Source organism: Butyricicoccus sp. AM27-36 (genome assembly GCF_003480945.1).
In the GTDB taxonomy this organism is placed as follows: domain Bacteria; phylum Bacillota; class Clostridia; order Oscillospirales; family Butyricicoccaceae; genus Agathobaculum; species Agathobaculum butyriciproducens.
This window is the reverse complement of record NZ_QUJR01000001.1, coordinates 22,130-39,773: the sequence shown is the minus strand read 5'-3', so window position 1 is coordinate 39,773 and position 17,644 is coordinate 22,130. Positions and strand designations below refer to the sequence as shown.

At 56.8% G+C, this 17,644-nt stretch carries 14 protein-coding genes; 2 read left to right on the top strand and 12 right to left on the bottom strand.

Annotated features, from left to right (window positions below; translation table 11 throughout):
- The first annotated feature begins 16 nt into the window (after positions 1–16).
- Together DW724_RS00145 and DW724_RS00140 are read left to right on the top strand one after the other, a co-directional pair.
- Positions 17–757, top strand: a complete 741-nt coding sequence (locus tag DW724_RS00145) for a phosphatase (protein ID WP_118760289.1) — start codon at positions 17–19, stop codon at positions 755–757.
- The gene (locus DW724_RS00140) at positions 754–1,680 is read left to right on the top strand and encodes an ROK family protein (protein ID WP_158580174.1); all 927 of its coding nucleotides are present in this window, start codon (positions 754–756) and stop codon (positions 1,678–1,680) included. The genes DW724_RS00145 and DW724_RS00140 overlap by 4 nt, the downstream gene beginning before the upstream one ends.
- Positions 1,681–1,889: 209 nt before the next feature.
- Here DW724_RS00140 and DW724_RS00135 read toward each other — a convergent pair whose 3' ends face one another.
- From DW724_RS00135 to DW724_RS00080, 12 genes are all read right to left on the bottom strand, one after another.
- On the bottom strand, positions 1,890–3,974 hold the full coding sequence (locus tag DW724_RS00135; RefSeq protein ID WP_118729000.1) for an elongation factor G: 2,085 nt from the start codon (positions 3,972–3,974) through the stop codon (positions 1,890–1,892).
- 614 nt (positions 3,975–4,588) lie between these two features.
- Positions 4,589–5,827, bottom strand: a complete 1,239-nt coding sequence (rpoD, locus tag DW724_RS00130; RefSeq protein WP_118760287.1) for an RNA polymerase sigma factor RpoD — start codon at positions 5,825–5,827, stop codon at positions 4,589–4,591.
- Positions 5,824–7,590 carry a DNA primase gene (gene dnaG / locus DW724_RS00125; RefSeq protein WP_118285635.1) on the bottom strand — a complete coding sequence of 589 codons (1,767 nt, stop codon included), beginning with the start codon at positions 7,588–7,590 and terminating at the stop codon, positions 5,824–5,826. Before dnaG ends, rpoD begins: the two co-directional genes overlap by 4 nt.
- 58 nt (positions 7,591–7,648) lie before the next feature.
- The gene (locus DW724_RS00120) at positions 7,649–8,650 is read right to left on the bottom strand and encodes a deoxyguanosinetriphosphate triphosphohydrolase (protein WP_118760286.1); all 1,002 of its coding nucleotides are present in this window, start codon (positions 8,648–8,650) and stop codon (positions 7,649–7,651) included.
- 120 nt (positions 8,651–8,770) lie between these two features.
- Positions 8,771–9,406, bottom strand: coding sequence for a YigZ family protein (locus DW724_RS00115; RefSeq protein ID WP_118760285.1), 636 nt, complete (start codon positions 9,404–9,406; stop codon positions 8,771–8,773).
- A 32-nt stretch (positions 9,407–9,438) separates the two neighbouring features.
- Positions 9,439–10,719 (bottom strand): GTPase HflX, encoded by a 1,281-nt coding sequence (gene hflX, locus DW724_RS00110; protein ID WP_118360304.1) that lies wholly within the window; start codon positions 10,717–10,719, stop codon positions 9,439–9,441.
- 928 nt (positions 10,720–11,647) lie between these two features.
- Positions 11,648–11,851: a 50S ribosomal protein L31 gene (gene rpmE, locus DW724_RS00105; RefSeq protein ID WP_016147979.1), complete on the bottom strand. Its 204-nt coding sequence runs from the start codon at positions 11,849–11,851 to the stop codon at positions 11,648–11,650.
- Between the two features lie 87 nt (positions 11,852–11,938).
- On the bottom strand, positions 11,939–12,397 hold the full coding sequence (locus DW724_RS00100) for an S-ribosylhomocysteine lyase (RefSeq protein ID WP_110436301.1): 459 nt from the start codon (positions 12,395–12,397) through the stop codon (positions 11,939–11,941).
- A complete protein-coding gene (locus tag DW724_RS00095; RefSeq protein ID WP_118760284.1) occupies positions 12,394–13,782 on the bottom strand; it encodes an MATE family efflux transporter in 1,389 nt (462 codons plus the stop codon). Before DW724_RS00095 ends, DW724_RS00100 begins: the two co-directional genes overlap by 4 nt.
- Positions 13,783–13,892: 110 nt before the next feature.
- Positions 13,893–14,549 (bottom strand): HAD family hydrolase, encoded by a 657-nt coding sequence (locus tag DW724_RS00090; protein WP_118760283.1) that lies wholly within the window; start codon positions 14,547–14,549, stop codon positions 13,893–13,895.
- 120 nt (positions 14,550–14,669) lie between these two features.
- Complete coding sequence (locus DW724_RS00085) at positions 14,670–15,962, bottom strand: chloride channel protein (RefSeq protein WP_118760282.1); 1,293 nt, start codon at positions 15,960–15,962, stop codon at positions 14,670–14,672.
- 88 nt (positions 15,963–16,050) lie between these two features.
- Entirely contained in the window at positions 16,051–17,556 is a 1,506-nt protein-coding gene (locus DW724_RS00080; protein ID WP_117491317.1) for an IMP dehydrogenase, read from the bottom strand.
- Positions 17,557–17,644: the final 88 nt, after the last annotated feature.

Genomic DNA, 17,644 nt, shown 5'->3' with positions numbered 1-17,644 from the left:
AAAGGAGCCTTTTTCCATGCAAATCATCGCAGACCTGCATACCCACACCAATGTAACCGACCACGCGTTCAGCACGCTCACCGAAATGGTGCAGGCGGCCGAGGACCGCAGTCTTGCGGCTATCGCCATCACCAACCACGGCCCCACCAATCCGGACGGCCCGCACGAGTGGCATTTCTCCAACCTGGACCTCATTCCGCGCAAGATCGGCAAGGTAACGGTCATTCGCGGCATCGAATTCGACATCACCGCTCCGGCAGGCGGCATCAACGTCATTTCCAACAAGAGTCTCAAGCCCATTGAGTTTGCGCTTGCCTCCTTCCACGAGTGCATGTTCCCGCCGGTGGACAGCAGTGTGCACACGGCGGCGCTCGAGGCCATCCTGTACAACCCGTATGTCAACGCATTCGGCCACCTCGGCAACTCCAACTTCCCGTTCGATCACGAGTACATCATCAGCCGCTGCAACGACCACGGCAAGATTGTCGAGATCAACAACGCGTCTCTGTCCATCCGTAAGGGCAGCCATGACAACTGCATGGACATCGCCCGCCTGTGCATGAAGTATGAGGTGCCTATCTCGGTGGACAGCGACAGCCATATCTGCTACCGCGTCGGTCATGTGGAGGGCGCACTGGAAATGCTCGAGGAAATTGGTTTCCCAGAGGAGCTGATCATCAACAGCAGTGTGGAGCGGCTGAACAACTATTTCAAGGGCCGCGGCCTGCATCTGTTCGACGAGGAGGATTTGCTGTGAGAATCGGTATTGATCTGGGCGGCACGACCGTTAAGGCGGCGCTCTGCACCGAGGATGGCACGCTGCTGTGCAAGGACAGCCTTCCGACCCGGACCGGCAACGCAGCCGGCCTGAAAGCAGACATGAAAACGCTGGCACTCTCGCTGTGCCGGGCGCACAGCTGTGCGGTAGAGGACGTAACGGCGATCGGCATCGGTGTGCCCGGCTCGTTTGACAAGGCGACCTGCACCCTGCGGTTCGGCACCAATCTGGGACTGAATAACGTCAGCTTTGCGGATGCGTTTTTGCCGGAGTTCGGCTGCTCGGTGCATCTGGATAACGACGCCAACTGCGCCGCGCTCGGCGAAGCGACTGCCGGTGCGGCCAAGGGCACGCGCAACATGCTGATGGTAACGCTCGGCACCGGCGTTGGCGGCGGCATCATCATTAACGGCCAGCTGTACACCGGCTGCAACGGCATTGCCGGTGAGATCGGGCACATGGTCATCAAGAAGGACGGCGAGCCGTGCAACTGCGGACGGCGCGGCTGTCTGGAGGCATACTGCTCGGCGGCTTCGCTCGTGCGGTTTGCCGAGCGTGCGCTCGAGGACGGACGAAAGAGCGTGCTTGCCGTACACAAAGGTCAGCTGAACGCCAAGCAGATCTGCGATGCGGTAGACGCGGGTGACGCGCTCGCGCAGGAGCTGTTCGACGAATACTGCGGCAATCTGGCGAACGGTCTGGCGAGCTTTGTCAACCTGTTCCAGCCGGAGAGTATCGTGCTCGGCGGCGGACTGGCGGGCTACGGCGAAAAGCTGCTCGAGCCTCTGCGCATGCTTACTTTCCCGCAGACCTTCCGCGGTGAGGACCGAAATACCGAGATCGTCTGTGCGTCGCTCGGCAATGACGCAGGTCTGGTGGGCGCAGCGATGCTTGTAGAGTAATCGCTTGCGAAGCGAACGAATCTTGCCTGCCCGGCAGGGGCACAAGAGGGTAGACACCAAGGTGTCTACCCTCTTGCCCACCGCCGCGGGCGCGGCGAACCTCCCCGTCAAAGGTTGGCGCCTATTCGCACCTCTCCAGTGGAAAGTTAAACCAAAGAAAAACCGGCCGCTCACGCAGCCGGTTTCAATTTCACAAAATGCAGGGAATGTTATTCCTTGTTCAGTGCCTCCAGACGAGCCTTATTCGCTGCGATAACCTTTTCCTGTACCGGAACCGGTGCCTCATCGTAGCGCTCGAACTGGGAAACAAACGAGCCTCTGCCCTGCGTCATGGAGCGCAGCTTGATCGCGTAATCGCCAAGCTCTGCCATCGGGCACTCGGCTACGATCTCCTGCTTGCCGCCGTCGAGCGGATTCATGCCCATGATGCGGCCGCGGCGCTTGTTCAGATCGCCGATAACATCGCCCATGTAGGAATCCGGGATAACGACCTTGAGCGAGCATACCGGCTCGAGCAGTACCGGATTTGCCTCCGGGATACCGGCCTTGTATGCCAAGCGTGCTGCCATCTTGAAGGACAGCTCGTTGGAGTCTACATCGTGGTAGGAGCCATCGAGCAGGGTTGCACGCAGGCCAACCATCGGGTAGCCGGCCAGAACGCCATGCTCCATCGCCTCGCGGATGCCCTTGTCAACTGCCGGATGGAAGTTCTTCGGCACGGAACCGCCGAAAATCTTCTCCTGGAACAGATAATCGCCCTCGGCATACGGTGCAAATTCCATCTTAACGTGGCCGTACTGACCATGACCGCCGGACTGCTTCTTATGCTTGCCTTCTACCGTAACAGCCTTGCGGATCTTCTCGCGGTACGGAACGATCGGATCGGTCAGCGTAACCTCTACGCCAAACTTATCCTTCAGCTTGGAGCACAGAACGTCCAGATGAATATCGCCGGCACCGGAGATCAGGTGCTGCTTGGTTTCCGGGTTAAACTCGGTATCGAAGGACGGATCCTCGTCACGCAGACGAGCCAGACCGGTGGAGATCTTCTCCTCAACGCCCTTTACCTTAGGCGCGATTGCCTGCGTGTAGCACGGCGGCGCAATCTCGATCGACTCAAGCTCAACCTTGCGAACGCTCATCGAAAGCGTATCGCCGGTCTTGGTGGTAACCAGCTTGGAAACCGCGCCGATGTCGCCGCAGCCGATCACCGGAACCTCGGTCGTCTTTTTGCCGCATACGGTGAAGATGTGACCCATCTTCTCGTTTGCATCGGCACGCTTGTTGACCAGCGTCATATCCTGCTTAACCTCGCCGGACATAACCTTAAAGTAGGAGAAGCGGCCATACTGGTCAGCGACCGTCTTAAATACAAATGCACAAGCAGAGCCGTTCGGGGTGCAGTTGATCTCGATCAGCTCGCCCTTTTCGTCCTCGCAGATCTCAACCGGCTTTTCGTCGGGAGACGGCATGTAGTCCGCAATGCCCTTGAGCAGTGCGTAGGAGCCGATACCGGTTGCAGCGGTGCCGCAGAATACCGGCGCGAGAACCAGATCCTTCACACCCTGACGGATGCCAGCGATCAGTTCTTCATCCGAGAACTCCTCACCTGCGAAGTAACGCTCCATCAGGTCCTCAGACAGCTCGGCGATGTTCTCGCACAGTGCTGCACGGTGCTGGTCGACACGGTCCTTCATATTGTCCGGAATCGGGATCTCGACACGCTTGTTGCCTTCCATGCGGTACGCCTTGCGGATAACGCAGTCCACAATACCAACGGTATCGCGGTTGCCTTCAAAAATCGGGACAACAATCGGTGCTACCGATACGCCGAACTGCTTCTGCAGCTTGTGCAGAGAGTTATAGTAATCCGAGTTTTCCTCATCAATCTTGGAGATGTAGAACATACGCGGCATTGCGTGCTCCTCACAGTGAGCCCAAGCCTTTTCGGTGCCGACGCCCGGGCCGGACTTGCCGGTTGCGACGATCAGCGCGGACTCCGCAACGCGCAGTGCGCACTGCACTTCACTTTCAAAATCAAAGAAACCCGGGGTATCGAGCAGATTGATCTTGCAGCCGTTCCACTCTACCGGCGCTACAGCCGTGGAAATGGAAAACTTGCGCTTGATCTCTTCGGGATCAAAGTCACAAACCGTGTTGCCGTCCGCGATCTTGCCAACGCGGTCGGTTACACCGGCGATATTGAGCAGGCTCTCGACCAGCGAGGTCTTGCCGTCGCCGCCGTGACCCATCAGACATACATTACGGATCTTGTTAACCGGATAATTCGCCATAGTTTATATTACACTCCCCTGCCCTAACCTGTTATCGTGCCCTGCCGGCACGTTATACTCCTGGGCGCTTTGTTTCGCGGGAGCGATCCTCTCTTTGCGGGATCGTTTCCCTTCTTCGTTATTATACACCACACAAGCCAGGTATGCAAGCTGTTTTTTGTGCAATTTTCATGTAGCATTTTTCACAACGCCGTCGAATAACAGCAGCGGCCACTTAGTGTACGTTTCGCACACATTCTGATAAAAAATCCGAATTTTCCTTTGTTTTTTGCATTTCCGGAAGATTTTCAGCAAAATCGCTCACTTTTGTTTACTTCTTACAAATAAAATGATGTAATTTTAGTGCTACTTCACAAAGGAAGAAAAAACGCCTTCGCATAATCTGACAAAGGGAAGCCTGTGACGGCATTTTGCACAGCTGTCCGTTCTGTCGATCTCAGGCAAATTCTGCCGCAGTTTTACAACACGATAGAAACCTTTGCCGCCGGTCAAGCATTTTATACGGTATCTCGAATATCGCAGTAATTGAGAATGGAGAATTAGCGCAACGGTTTCATGCTCCATTTTCCATAAAAAAGCCGCTTACCATTGGTAAGCGGCTTTTCATATCTTGCTTAGTTCAGAAAATCCTTCAGCTTCTTGGAGCGCGACGGATGACGCAGCTTACGCAGCGCCTTTGCCTCGATCTGGCGGATACGCTCACGAGTTACGTTGAATTCCTTGCCGACTTCCTCAAGGGTGCGGGTATGGCCGTCCTCGATGCCGAAGCGCAGGCGCAGAACCTTTTCCTCACGCGGCGTCAGAGTTTTGAGCACCTCGACGAGCTGCTCCTTGAGCAGCATGAAGGAGGCCGCCTCTGCCGGTTCCGGCGCGTCGTCGTCCGGGATGAAGTCGCCGAGGTGAGAATCCTCCTCCTCGCCGATCGGCGTCTCGAGCGATACCGGCTCCTGCGCGATCTTCAGGATGTCGCGCACACGGTCAACCGGCATGTTCATCTCCTTGGCGATCTCCTCCGGGCTGGGATCGTGGCCCAGCTCCTGCAGCAGCTGGCGGGAAACGCGGATAACCTTGTTGATGGTCTCAACCATGTGTACCGGAATACGGATCGTACGCGCCTGATCCGCAATCGCACGGGTGATCGCCTGACGGATCCACCACGTTGCGTAGGTAGAGAACTTAAAGCCCTTAGTGCTGTCGAACTTCTCGACCGCCTTGATCAGACCGAGGTTGCCCTCCTGGATCAGATCGAGGAACAGCATGCCGCGGCCGACATAGCGCTTTGCGATGGAGACAACCAGTCGCAGGTTAGCCTCAGCCAGACGCTTCTTGGCACGGTCGCCAAGCTTGATATCCTTCTCAAGCTGTGCGCGCTCCTCCGCCGGAATGGCATCGCCTTCGTTTGCGATGCGTTCTGTGGCCTCGTTGCCCTTCTGCATACGCTCTGCGAGCGTTACCTCCTCCTCAGGAGACAGCAGATCGACCTTGCCGATCTCCTTCAGATACATGCGGACCGGATCATCAATGGCGAACGTCTCAGCCATGGCAGAGGTATCGACCAGTTCTTCCTCCGGAACCTCTTCCACTTCCTCCGGCTCAAAGGAGTCGTCATCGTCACCGATGACCTTCTCCAGCACACCATTCGTCTCGACCTCGATGCCCATGGTTTCGAGCGTCTCGTACACCTTGTCGATGTCCTCACTCGACAGCTCCAGATGGCTCAGTGCATCCGAAATCTCCTTGAGCGTCAGGCGGCCGTTCTTCTTGCCAAGCGCGAGCAGGTCGCGCAGGATCTGCTGCTGTGCTGCCTGCTGCTCCTGTGCGTTTGCGGCTGCATTTGCGTTTGCTTTCGTCATATCGTTTGTCCTCCCGCGTTTTGTTTTTTGATGCGTCCGAATGTAAGCAGCGGGTCCTCTCCCGCCTGCGTAATGGTTCCATCCTTGACGCGCTGCATTCGTATGGTGTTTATGTATTCCTGCAGTTCCCCTCGATGCTCTCCGGCCGGAATGCCGGGCTCGAGTATCGCGGACAGCAGGCTCATTTCGTTAGGCTCCAGCCATCCCTCAAAGGACAGCACATCGACCATCTGGTCGTTTCGGTTCAACTCGAGCACGCGCTCGTATATCTTACGCAGCACCGGTGCGGAAAACCACGCCGGCTGCAAGTCCTTTTCGGCAACAGCAATCAATTTCTGGTCCGAGAACAGAAGTCTAAGCACATTCTCCTCGGCCTTAGCGGATTTCATGTCGGTATACGCCAGCGACCTGTCCTTCGGCTGCGCCAGTCCGACCGGAGAGCGTATCTCACGCCGTTCGGCGGCCTTTCGCCGCTTGCGCTGAATTCCGAGTTCACGCCGAACCTCAACGTTCATGGCTTCGGCGGTCACGCCTGCCATCTTGGCGGCACGTCCGGCGTAGACCTCACGTTCGATGGTGCTCTCGATGCCGGCGAGCATCCGCGCTGCATCTCTGAGGAACAGCACGCGTGCTTCATCGTCCTCAAGGTCGTACTTCGCGGCAATCTGCTCAATGCGGAACGCATTGTGATCCTCACTGCGTTCAATCAGATTGCGGAACGCATCCGCGCCGCGTGCCTTGATGAATTCATCCGGGTCCTTGGCCCCCGGAATACGCAGCACCTTGACCTGCAGATCGCATTTTTTCAGGATATCGATCGCGCGCTGTGCCGCCGCCTGACCGGCTCCGTCCGCGTCATACGAGATGACAATGCGGTCGGTGTGCCGCGCGATAATGCGTGCCTGCTCCTCGGTCAGCGAGGTGCCAAGCGATGCAACCGCGGAATCAAATCCCGCCTGATGCAGCGCGATGACATCCATATAGCCCTCGGCTAAGATAAAATAATCGTTCTTCGTGCTTTTTGACAGGTTGAGCGCAAACAGATTGCGGCTCTTGTGGAAGATCGGCGTTTCCGGCGAGTTCAGGTACTTCGGCTTGGAATCATCCAGCACACGGCCGCCGAATGCGATCACATGACCGCGCACGTCGATGATCGGGAACATGACACGGTTGCGGAACCGGTCGTAAATATGTCCCTTTTCGCTGCGGCTGACCAGACCGGCATCCATGAGTTCCTCGCGCGTGTAGCCTTTGGCCGTCATCGCGTCAATGAGCGCGTGGAAGGAATCCGGTGCATAGCCGAGTCCGAAGCGGTTCATCGTCCTTCGGGACAGACCTCGGTTGATAAAATACTGCTGTGCGGTTCGGTTTTCCGGCCGCCAGAGTGTGTCATAATAATAGCGTCCGGCATCCCTGCAGAGCGCGTACAGACGCTCTCTGTGGCGCGCCGCTTTGCGCTCGGCTTCGCCCTGTTCGGGTATCTGCATGCCCGCCCGCTCGGCGAGATAGCGTACCGCATCCGGGAAGGTCAGACCTTCCGCCTTCATAATAAAGGTGATGACACCGCCGCCTGCGCCGCAGCCGAAGCAGTGAAAAATCTGCTTGTCCGGCGAGACCGAAAACGAACCGGTTTTCTCGTTGTGGAAGGGGCACAGACCGAAATAGTTCGCGCCGCTCTTTTTCAGCTGCACATATTGCGAAACGATCTCTACAATGTCGTTCCGCGCGGACAGCTCGTCCAGAAATATACGGTCAAACGGCATTTCGTGTCCCTCCTTCCCTATTTATCGAACGAAAACGAATATATGATACCCATTTTCGTTAATCCTCAATCTTATTCCAGCTTTTCGGAATAAACAAATTCTTATAGACCGCTATCGAGTAGCGGTCGGTCATGCCTGCAACATAGTCGCACGCAATCCGCTCGAGCGCCTCCCCCCGGGCCTGCAGCACGAAGTAATCGTCCGGCAGCTCGTCAGGATGCTCGATAAAATATTCGTACAAACTGCGCAGCATGGATTTTGCGCGTTTTTCCTCACGCTGTGCGGCCGTGCCGTGGTACACATGATCGAACATGAACTGCCGCAACTCCATCATGTCCTCGTGCATCTGCTCGTCCATGCCGATCTCCAGATACCGCTGACCGTACTCGATCATCGCCGTCACCAGTGTATCAATGCGCTTGCCGTGCGTCCCACCCAGGCGTTTTCTCAAATGCTGCGGAATATCGCTCTCGCGGATAATGCCCGCGCGTACCGCGTCGTCAATATCGTGGTTGATATAGGCAATGCGGTCGGCAAAATGGATAATTCGGCCTTCCGGCGTACTCGCCTTGCGCCTGCCGGTATGGCAGACAATGCCGTTGCGCACCTCACGCGTGAGATTCAAATCCTCGAGCACATCCACCACGCGCAGACTCTGCTCGTTGTGCCGAAACCCGAACGGACAAACCGCATCGAGTGCCGCCTCTCCGGCGTGACCGAACGGCGTGTGCCCGAGATCATGTCCGAGCGCAATCGCTTCGGTCAAATCCTCGTTGAGTCCGAGCGCCCGCGCGATTGTCCGCGCAATCTGCGCGACCTCGAGCGTGTGCGTCAGCCGAGCACGGTAGTGGTCGCCCTCCGGCGAGATAAATACCTGCGTCTTGTTGCCCAGCCGCCGGAACGCCTTCGAGTGGATAATGCGGTCCCGGTCGCGCTGAAAGCAGGTGCGGTACGGACACGGTTCCATCGGGCGCAGCCTGCCTGCGGAGCTGTCCGCAAAGGTCGCCCACGGCTCAAGCACCGTGTGCTCACGCTGTTCGTTCTGCTCTCGAATGGTCATATGTACCGCCTCCTCAGCCTCGGAGAATCCGTCACATAATAGTTATACGAAACGAAATCTGAAAATCCTCTTTTTTCACAAAAATTTTTTCAGAATTTTGTGAGCCTTGCAAGCCGGTATTTACTTGACACGCCGACCCATGAATCGGGTCTCCATGACCTCGGCGTAAACCTGCCCTGCCGTGGCTTCGGCGAGCGCCTGATTCAGCTTGTCCTCCCGACCGGCGGGCAGCGTCACGGTCAGCGTTACATCCGCGCCGTAGTCGGTCTCCTCGACCGCGCAGTCGTGGTCCGGCAGCAGGTGCAGAATAATCTCGTACAGATTGTACGGGCACGCGATGAGCGCCACCGTGTACAGGCTCATTCTCTGCACACCGGCCGCCGCGACAGCCACCTGCGCGCCCTGCGTGTACGCGCGGACCAGTCCACCGGTGCCGAGCAGAATGCCGCCGAAATAGCGCGTGACAACGCAAACGCAGTCGGTCAGGTTCTCGTGGCGCAGAACCTCGAGGATTGGCATGCCTGCCGTGCCCTGCGGTTCTCCGTCATCCGAGTAGCGCATCACATTGCCCTCACGGAGAATGTAGGCGTAGCAGTTGTGTGTCGCGTCCCAGTAGGTCTCGCGCATTTCCTTTATCTTCGCTACCGCCTCCTCGGCGGTTTCAACATGCCACAGCCGTCCGGTGAACTTGGAGCGTTTTTCTTCAAATTTGTCCTCGCCGTAGCTGGCGAAAGGCACAAAGTAATCTTTTTCCATCAGCAAATCCTTAAATAATTAGGAATTAGTAATTACTCATTACCCATAATGTATGTCGAAACTCTGCCGTAGGTCTTATCATCCACAACCGCCTCAACAATCGTGCCTTCCGCGGCATAGTCGGTCGAGTCGATCTGTGCTTCGCGGTGCAGCATATCGAGCACGGCGCCGTCGCTGTACGGAATGCACAGCTTCACCTTATGCTTGCCCTTGCCGAGCGCCTTTTCGATGGCGGTCAGCAGGTCGTCAACGCCCTCGCCGCTCTTTGCGGAAATCTTCACGCCCTCATCCGGCCGAATGAACGGAATGACGTCCGGGTCGCACTTATCCGCCTTGTTGTACACCATTACGCGCGGAATATCCTGTGCACCGAGCTGTGCCACAACCTTATCCACAGTCTGTGCATGAATCTGCCAGTTTTCGTCCGAAACGTCCACGACGTGCAGCAGCAGATCGGCATACGCCAGCTCCTCGAGCGTGGCCTTGAACGCCGATACGAGATGATGCGGCAGCTTGCGAATAAAGCCTACGGTATCGGACAGGAGGATTTCCTGCGTGTCCGAAATGCGCTTTTTGCGCGTAGTCGGGTCGAGTGTATCGAACAGACGGTCGTTCGCCTCGATGCCCGCACCGGTCAGGGTGTTCAGCAGTGTGGACTTGCCCGCGTTCGTATAGCCGACAATGGCAACCAGCGGCAGCTCGGCCTTTTTGCGCTGACGGCGCTGCACAGAGCGCACCTGCCGCACCTGCTCCAAATCACGGCGCAGCTTGTCGATGCGGCTGCGGATGTGACGGCGGTCGCTCTCCAGCTTGCTCTCACCGGGTCCGCGCGTGCCGATGCCGCCGCCGAGACGGCTCATCGCCTTGCCCATACCCGCCAGCCGCGGCAGAATATACTGGTACTGCGCCAGTTCGACCTGCAGCTTGCCTTCGCCGGTGCGCGCACGCTGCGCGAAAATATCGAGGATGAGCGCCGAGCGGTCGAGTACCGTGCGGCCGGTCAGCTCTTCCAGATTGCTCATCTGCGACGGCGACAGCTCGTTGTCGAACAGGATCAGACTTGCGTCGTTCATCTCGGCAAGCTGCTTGACCTCTTCTGCCTTGCCCTCGCCGATAAACGTGCGGGCATCCGGTGCCGGACGGCGCTGCAGCGTCATCGCAACAGCTTCCGCACCGGCAGTCTCCGCCAGCGCGCGCAGCTCGTCCATCGTGCGCTCGTCCGCATCCTGATCGGCGTTGAAGCTCGGACACGACAGACCAACCAGAACCGCCCGTTCGATCTGCTTTTCTTCTGTTTGATTGGTAAACGGCATGGAAAATTCCTCCTTGCTGTTAAGGCAACACCGCATAATTAAAGCGGCGGCTCCTCGCGCAGGCTCCGGTCGCGCTGCCGCGGTGCTTTGCGGAAATTTTGTGCCCTGACTTTGGCTTCGGTTCCTTGCGCGAGTTCCGTCCGCGCTGCCGAAGTTTCACGGTAATACATCAAGTATTACCGCAAAACTGCGCCTCGTCAGTACGCAAAATTTACTCGCAAATCACTCTTGTTCAATTATGCGGTATTGCCTTAAATTGTCCTCTATATTTATTACACCCAAACGCAAAACCGTACAAGACTTGATTTTTCGTCTGTTTTGTGGTAATATAAGGGTAGAAAAAGTGAATATTTTTCCGTCACGGCAAACCGTGGCGGATTTTTTGTTATATAGAAAATGCCCTATCGTTGTAAGTCGGCGCACCCTGCGGTAACATTCGTTATCAAATAAAACCCGCAGGCGCCGTCCATAGCCACCAGACCAACGAGTTGCGCGGCACAGATATGCCGCGCCTGCGCAGAGTAAACCGTCTGTGTAGCAGTATGGTATCCGGTACTGCGAATCGGTCGAGTAATGGACGCGCAATGCGCGCCCCTACAGACGGGTAACCCGACTGCCGTTCCCCTATTTCGGAGCGGTCGCCGGTCTCTGGTCTGCGCCAAGCTAAGAAACAAAGGGAAACGGGAGTTAAGAGGGTAGAAACCGCAGGTGTCTACCCTCTTGCCCGCCGCCGTGGGTACGGCGAATCCCCTGCCGTCCGCAGACGGCAACTCTCCGCTGAGGTTCAGCGAAAAACTTTCCGCCCGGACAGAGTGAACCGCCTGCGCGGTTCAAGCGCACCAGACCGCCTGTACCGCAAACACCCTTCCGCAATCTGAAAACAGATAACGAAAAAGCCACCGAAAACACGTTTCGATGGCTTTTCACATTACTTGTCCAGATTGAAACGCTTCTTGAAGCGATCAACACGTCCGCCGGTGTCTACCAGCTTCTGCTTACCCGTGAAGAAGGGGTGGCACTTGGAGCAAACGTCAACGACGATGTTCTCCTTGGTGGAGCCGGTCTCAATGACATTGCCGCAGGCACAGCGGATCGTGGTCTGCTTGTAGTCGGGATGGATGCCCTGTTTCATGTTGTTTCACCTCTTTCCACGGATATGTTTACATATCTCCAACAGTCGTAAAATTATCTTACCACATGTTTTCCGAAAATGCAAGCATTATTTTTCATAAATCAGATTTTCTTCTTTCCAGCCCTCGAGCACGGGAATCATGGAAGCGGCAAGCTGCTTTGCGCCTGCCAGATCGTGCAGCAGATAATTACCGCACTCAATGCGGCTCGCACCCGGAATCTCGCCCTCGTAAGCGGCGATAAACGCCATGCTCTCCTGCACGAGCGCAATCGCGTCCGACGGCTTCATATCGCGCACAAGGAAGTAGAAGCCGGTCTGACAGCCCATCGGACCGCAGTAGATGATCTGATCAGCAAACTTCGAGTTGCGTGCATACGTTGCAAACAGGTGCTCGAACGTATGCCCCGCCGCCGGCTGGATGTAAGTACCCGCATTCGGGTACACCATTCTGATATCATAGGTGGTGATGTCGCCGTCGATACGCGAGGTATACATACCCGGCTTCAGTTTATCATGGTTTACTTCAAAGCTGGCAATTCGTTTCATGCCTTTGCCTCCTTTTCTACATCAAGGAACCGCAGTTCCGAGCGGTATTCGCGCCAGAGCAGAATATACGAGATAAAGAATGCTGCGATTTCTGCAATCGGGAATGCATACCATACCGCATTCAGGCCAAACTGCTGACCCAGCAGCCATGCCGCCGGAAGGATAACGACCAGCTGACGGCAGACAGACACGATCAGGCTGTTCATGCCGCGTGCGGTTGCCTGAAACATTGTGGAATTAATGATACCAAACGCTGCACCGAGGAAGGACAGGCTGATGGTCTTGAGCGCCGGAACGCCGACCTCAATCATCTCCTGTGCTGCCGCCGCATCGGACTTGTCCACAAACAGCATGAGCATCTGCTCGGGCAGCAGCTGGAACAGCACCAGACCAAGCGCCATAATGACGACAGCCGCCGTCAGCGTGATCTTGTATGCCCCCATCAGACGCTTGCGGTTGCGTGCGCCGTAGTTGTAGCCCATAACCGGCAGCGCACCCTGATTGAGTCCGAATACCGGCATAAAGACGAAGGTCTGCAGCTTGAAATACACACCGAGTACGTTGACCGCCGTCTGAGAGAAGGCGATCAAAATGCCGTTCATACCGGCCGTCATAACGGAAACGACGCTCTGCATGACAATACCCGGCAGGCCGACACGGTAAATGTCCTTGATCGTCTGTCCGCGCCACTTGAACTCGCGCATGTTAACATTCAGCACCTTCTGACGACGGAACACGCCCCACAGACCAAGCGCCATGCCGAAGATCTGGCCGATAACGGTCGCGAGAGCCGCGCCGCGAATACCCATCTCCGGGAACGGACCGATGCCGAAGATCATCAGCGGGTCAAGGATGATGTTGATGATCGCACCGGTCAGGCCCTGACACATCGGGATGATCATGTTGCCGCCGGACTGCTGGATCTTCTCGCACATCATCGAGATCATAACAAAAATACTCATGCCGACCGCAAGGTGCGAATACTGGATAGCATAAACCGAAACCGCCTCGCTCGCACCGAATGCGCCGACGAATACACCCGAAAATCCCCAGCCGAGGATGAAGAATGCGATGCCGCCAACAACCGCCAGCGCAACGCCGTGCTCTGCCGCCGAGTCCGCGTGCTTCTGGCGCTTTTCGCCCAGACGGCGTGCGATCAGTGAGTTTACGCCGACACCGGTGCCGACACCGATCGCCACGACCAGCATCTGCAGCGGATATACGAGCGAAACCGCCGCCAGCGCATCCTGCGAATACTTGGCCACGAAGATACTGTCCACGATATTGTACAGCGCGTTGATGATCATGGAGATCATCGCCGGCAGTGCCATCGAAAAGATCAGCGGACCCATTTTCGCGGTGCCCATTTTATTCTGTTGTTCCAAAAATTCCAGCCTCCCAACGTAAAAGGAAGCCGCGTTAGGATTCCTAACGCAGCTCCATACTCTCTTTCCTATATATAATAGGATATGATGCGTTATATTGCAAGTGTTTTTTACAGTTTTCCGGCAAGTTCGGCAAAGGAATGCTCGACGAACATATCGCTGACCTGCCGGAGCGTGTCTTCGCCCTCCGCGTAGGCGGGTTCGGCCATGCCGCAGAGCGCAAAACCGGCTTTTTTCGCCGTTACGCCCGCATACGGCGCGTCCTCAAACACCATGCACTCGCCTGCTGTCAGACCGAGGCGCTTTGCTGCTTCGAGATAAATGTCCGGCTCGTACTTGGGCACGCCCACATCCTCGATGGTGAGCATGAACTCGAAATACTTCATCATGTCGCGGTCGATGAGCGCCTTCTCCGCGTGGCGGCGTGCCGTCAGCGTAGCGATCGCCATTTTGACGCCGCGTGCGCGCAGGCTTTCGAGGAAGTCGATCACGCCGTCCTTGGGCTTGGCGATGCTCTCGTAGCGCGAGGTGATCATCTCGTCCATGCCGTCGAGCATCTGCTGCTGGGTCAGCGGCAGGTTCGGATAGCGTTTCAGAAAATACTCCGCGACCTGCGGCTGGGAAAAGCCCTCGCATACCGCGTAGTCCGCGTCTGTGATGTGAACGTCGAACTGCGCAAGGTAGCGCTGTGTCAGTCGTTTCCAGACCGGCATGGAGTCCAAAAGTGTGCCGTCCATGTCGAAAATTGCACCTTTGAAATTCTGCATTGGCTTTGTTCCTTTCGAGAACGTATATCGTAGGGCGTGACGACCTCGGCACGCCGCCTTTTCAGCAACTGCACATGATTTACACGGCGCGCCGAGTCGTCGCGCCCTACGGATGGTTGGTTATTTGGTTTTTCGGTCGATATATCTCGGCTGGAGCTTGGAATAGATGATCTTCTGCTCACTGTACAGGCCGTAGTAGCCGGAGAGCATGTACGCGATGGCGATGACCAGTGCAAACAGCGCAAGGCTCTGACCGCCGAACAGCTCATACGCCAGCAGGATGGATGTAAGCGGCGAATTTGTCACGCCGCAGAACACGGCCGTCATACCGAGACCGGCCGCAAAGGATGGAGCCAGACCGAAAAATCCGCCGTAGGCGGCGCCGAAGGTCGCGCCGATGAACAGCACGGGCACGATCTCACCGCCCTTATAGCCGACGCCGATGGTAATCGCCGTCAGCACCAGCTTGAGGAAAAACGCCTCGTATGCCGCGTGACCGGCAATCGCGCGTTCAATGACCTGCATACCTGCACCGTTGTAGTCGCGCGTGCCGAGCAGCAGGCTGATGAGCACCACGACCGCGCCGCCAACCGCAATGCAGGCGTACTGGTTCGGCAGAAAATGCTTGAACAGATGACCGATTTTATGGAAGATGATGCACACGAGCGCACTCAGTCCGGCGCAGACCACGCCGAACGCCACCAGCTTTACAATGAGCAGCACATCCGTATTTTCCGGCACACCGGAGAGCGTAAACGCGGTCGTGCCGCCGCCAAGCTGCAGCGCTACCTGATGCGCGATCACGCTCGCAAGGATGGACGGAAACAGCGCCGCATAGTACATCACGCCCACGCTGATAACCTCCATTGCGAACACGCTCGCCGCAAGCGGTGTGCCGAACAGCGCCGAAAAGCACGCTGCCATGCCGCACATGGTGATCGTGCGGGAATCCTTGTCGTCCAGGTGCATCAGATGTCCGATATTGCCCGAAATCGCACCGCCGAGCTGCAGCGCCGCACCTTCTCGTCCGGCAGAGCCGCCGCACAGGTGGGTCAGCACCGAGGTGATGAAGATGCTCGGAGCAAGCCGCAGCCGCACCGGATGATCCTGCCGCACCGAGGTCAGGATGAAGTTGGTGCCGCGTTCAAGCGGCATATCCATTTTACTGTACCAGAACGCGATAAACAGACCGACCAGCGGCAGAAAATACAGCGTCCAGCTGTATTCCTGACGAGTTTCGGTCGCCCATTCGAGTGCGTGCTCAAACGCCGCGCCGACTGCGCCCACCACCACGCCGATAATGACTGCAAACAGGCACCACCGCGCAAACGCGCTGATATTGCGCCGCACGCGGTACCACGAACCGTACAGCCGCCGCAGCAGACGGCGTCCCGGCTTGTTATTCTGAGGCATAGCGCCCCTCCCCCTTCATGCAATCTCATTTCCGATAAGAATTGCCCCGCAGAGATAACCTGTGGGGCAATTTGTGAGTAAACTATGCTTATTTGCTCGTAGATGCGGTTTCCTTGAGCACAACATCGTGTGCGCCGCCCTCGACGATCGAGGTTGCGGATACCAGCGTGATCTTTGCCTTCTTCTGGAACTCCGGAATGGACAGAGAGCCGCAGTTGCACATGGTGGAACGGACCTTGCTCAGGGTCAGACCGAGGTTGTCCTTCAGCGAGCCTGCGTACGGAACGTAGGAGTCAACGCCTTCCTCGAAGGACAGCTTCTTGTCGCCGCCCATGTCGTAGCGCTGCCAGTTGCGGGCACGGGCAGAACCCTCGCCCCAGTACTCCTTCATGTAGCTGCCGTTGATGTTGACCTTGTTCGTCGGGGACTCGTCAAAACGAGAGAAGTAACGGCCGAGCATGAGGAAGTCGGCGCCCATAGCCAGCGCCAGCGTGCAGTGATAATCGTGAACGATACCGCCGTCCGAGCAGATCGGAATGTAGATGCCGGTCTCCTCGAAATACTCGTCACGAGCGGCTGCAACCTCGATCAGAGCGGTAGCCTGACCACGGCCGATGCCCTTCTGCTCACGAGTGATGCAGATGGAGCCGCCGCCAATGCCGACCTTGATGAAGTCCGCGCCGGCCTCAGCAAGGAAGCGGAAACCCTCGCGGTCAACAACGTTGCCCGCGCCGACCTTTACACTGTCGCCGTACTTTGCGCGTACCCAGGACAGAGTGCGGCTCTGCCACTCGGAGAAACCCTCGGAGGAGTCGATGCAGAGAACGTCTGCGCCCGCCTCAACCAGTGCCGGAACACGCTCTGCGTAGTCGCGGGTGTTGATGCCTGCGCCGACTACATAACGCTTGTGCTCATCGAGCAGCTCAAGAGAGTTTGCCTTGTGGCTGTCGTAGTCCTTGCGGAATACCATATAAACCAGATGCTGCTTGTCGTCTACCAGCGGCAGAGAGTTCAGCTTGTTGTCCCAGATGATGTCGTTTGCGATCTTGAGGCTGGTATCTGCCGGAGCGGTGATCAGCTTGTCAAACGGCGTCATGAACTCCTCAACCTTAACGCTGCGCTCCATGCGGGAAACACGGTAGTCGCGGCTGGTGACAATACCGAGCAGCTTGCCGTTCGCGGTGCCGTCATCGGTAACAGCCATGGTGGAGTGACCGGTGCGCTCCTTCAGCTTGAGGACTTCCTCAAGGGTGGTGTCCGGCTTTACGTTGGAGTCGGATACGATGAAGCCTGCCTTGTAGCTCTTTACGCGGGAAACCATGGCAGCCTCACTCTCGATCGACTGCGAACCGAAGATAAAGGAGATACCGCCCTCCTGCGCCAGTGCGATCGCCATACGATCATCCGATACCGCCTGCATGATTGCGGAAACCATCGGAATGTTGGCATACAGCGCGGATTCCTCGCCCTTTTTGTACTTAACGATTGGTGTGCGCAGGCTTACGTTCGCCGGCATGCACTCCGCAGAGGAATACCCCGGTACCAGCAGATATTCGTTAAAGGTATGCGAAGGTTCACTGAAATAATACGCCATTTCGTCGTTCTCCTTTTCTCCAAATAGGTCATTTTTGATAGTTAAGTTTATTATATCCTTTTTGCCCTGTAAAGTAAAGCGGGCATAT

Coding starts and splice junctions, on each gene's coding strand:
- rpmE (WP_016147979.1), bottom strand. CDS start 11,851: ATGAAACAGGGCATCCATCCCGACTACAAGCAGACCACGATCCGCTGT.
- DW724_RS00080 (WP_117491317.1), bottom strand. CDS start 17,556: ATGGCGTATTATTTCAGTGAACCTTCGCATACCTTTAACGAATATCTG.
- DW724_RS00120 (WP_118760286.1), bottom strand. CDS start 8,650: ATGACCATTCGAGAGCAGAACGAACAGCGTGAGCACACGGTGCTTGAG.
- hflX (WP_118360304.1), bottom strand. CDS start 10,719: ATGCCGTTTACCAATCAAACAGAAGAAAAGCAGATCGAACGGGCGGTT.
- DW724_RS00100 (WP_110436301.1), bottom strand. CDS start 12,397: ATGAAACGAATTGCCAGCTTTGAAGTAAACCATGATAAACTGAAGCCG.
- DW724_RS00145 (WP_118760289.1), top strand. CDS start 17: ATGCAAATCATCGCAGACCTGCATACCCACACCAATGTAACCGACCAC.
- rpoD (WP_118760287.1), bottom strand. CDS start 5,827: ATGACGAAAGCAAACGCAAATGCAGCCGCAAACGCACAGGAGCAGCAG.
- DW724_RS00090 (WP_118760283.1), bottom strand. CDS start 14,549: ATGCAGAATTTCAAAGGTGCAATTTTCGACATGGACGGCACACTTTTG.
- DW724_RS00085 (WP_118760282.1), bottom strand. CDS start 15,962: ATGCCTCAGAATAACAAGCCGGGACGCCGTCTGCTGCGGCGGCTGTAC.
- dnaG (WP_118285635.1), bottom strand. CDS start 7,590: ATGCCGTTTGACCGTATATTTCTGGACGAGCTGTCCGCGCGGAACGAC.
- DW724_RS00115 (WP_118760285.1), bottom strand. CDS start 9,406: ATGGAAAAAGATTACTTTGTGCCTTTCGCCAGCTACGGCGAGGACAAA.
- DW724_RS00135 (WP_118729000.1), bottom strand. CDS start 3,974: ATGGCGAATTATCCGGTTAACAAGATCCGTAATGTATGTCTGATGGGT.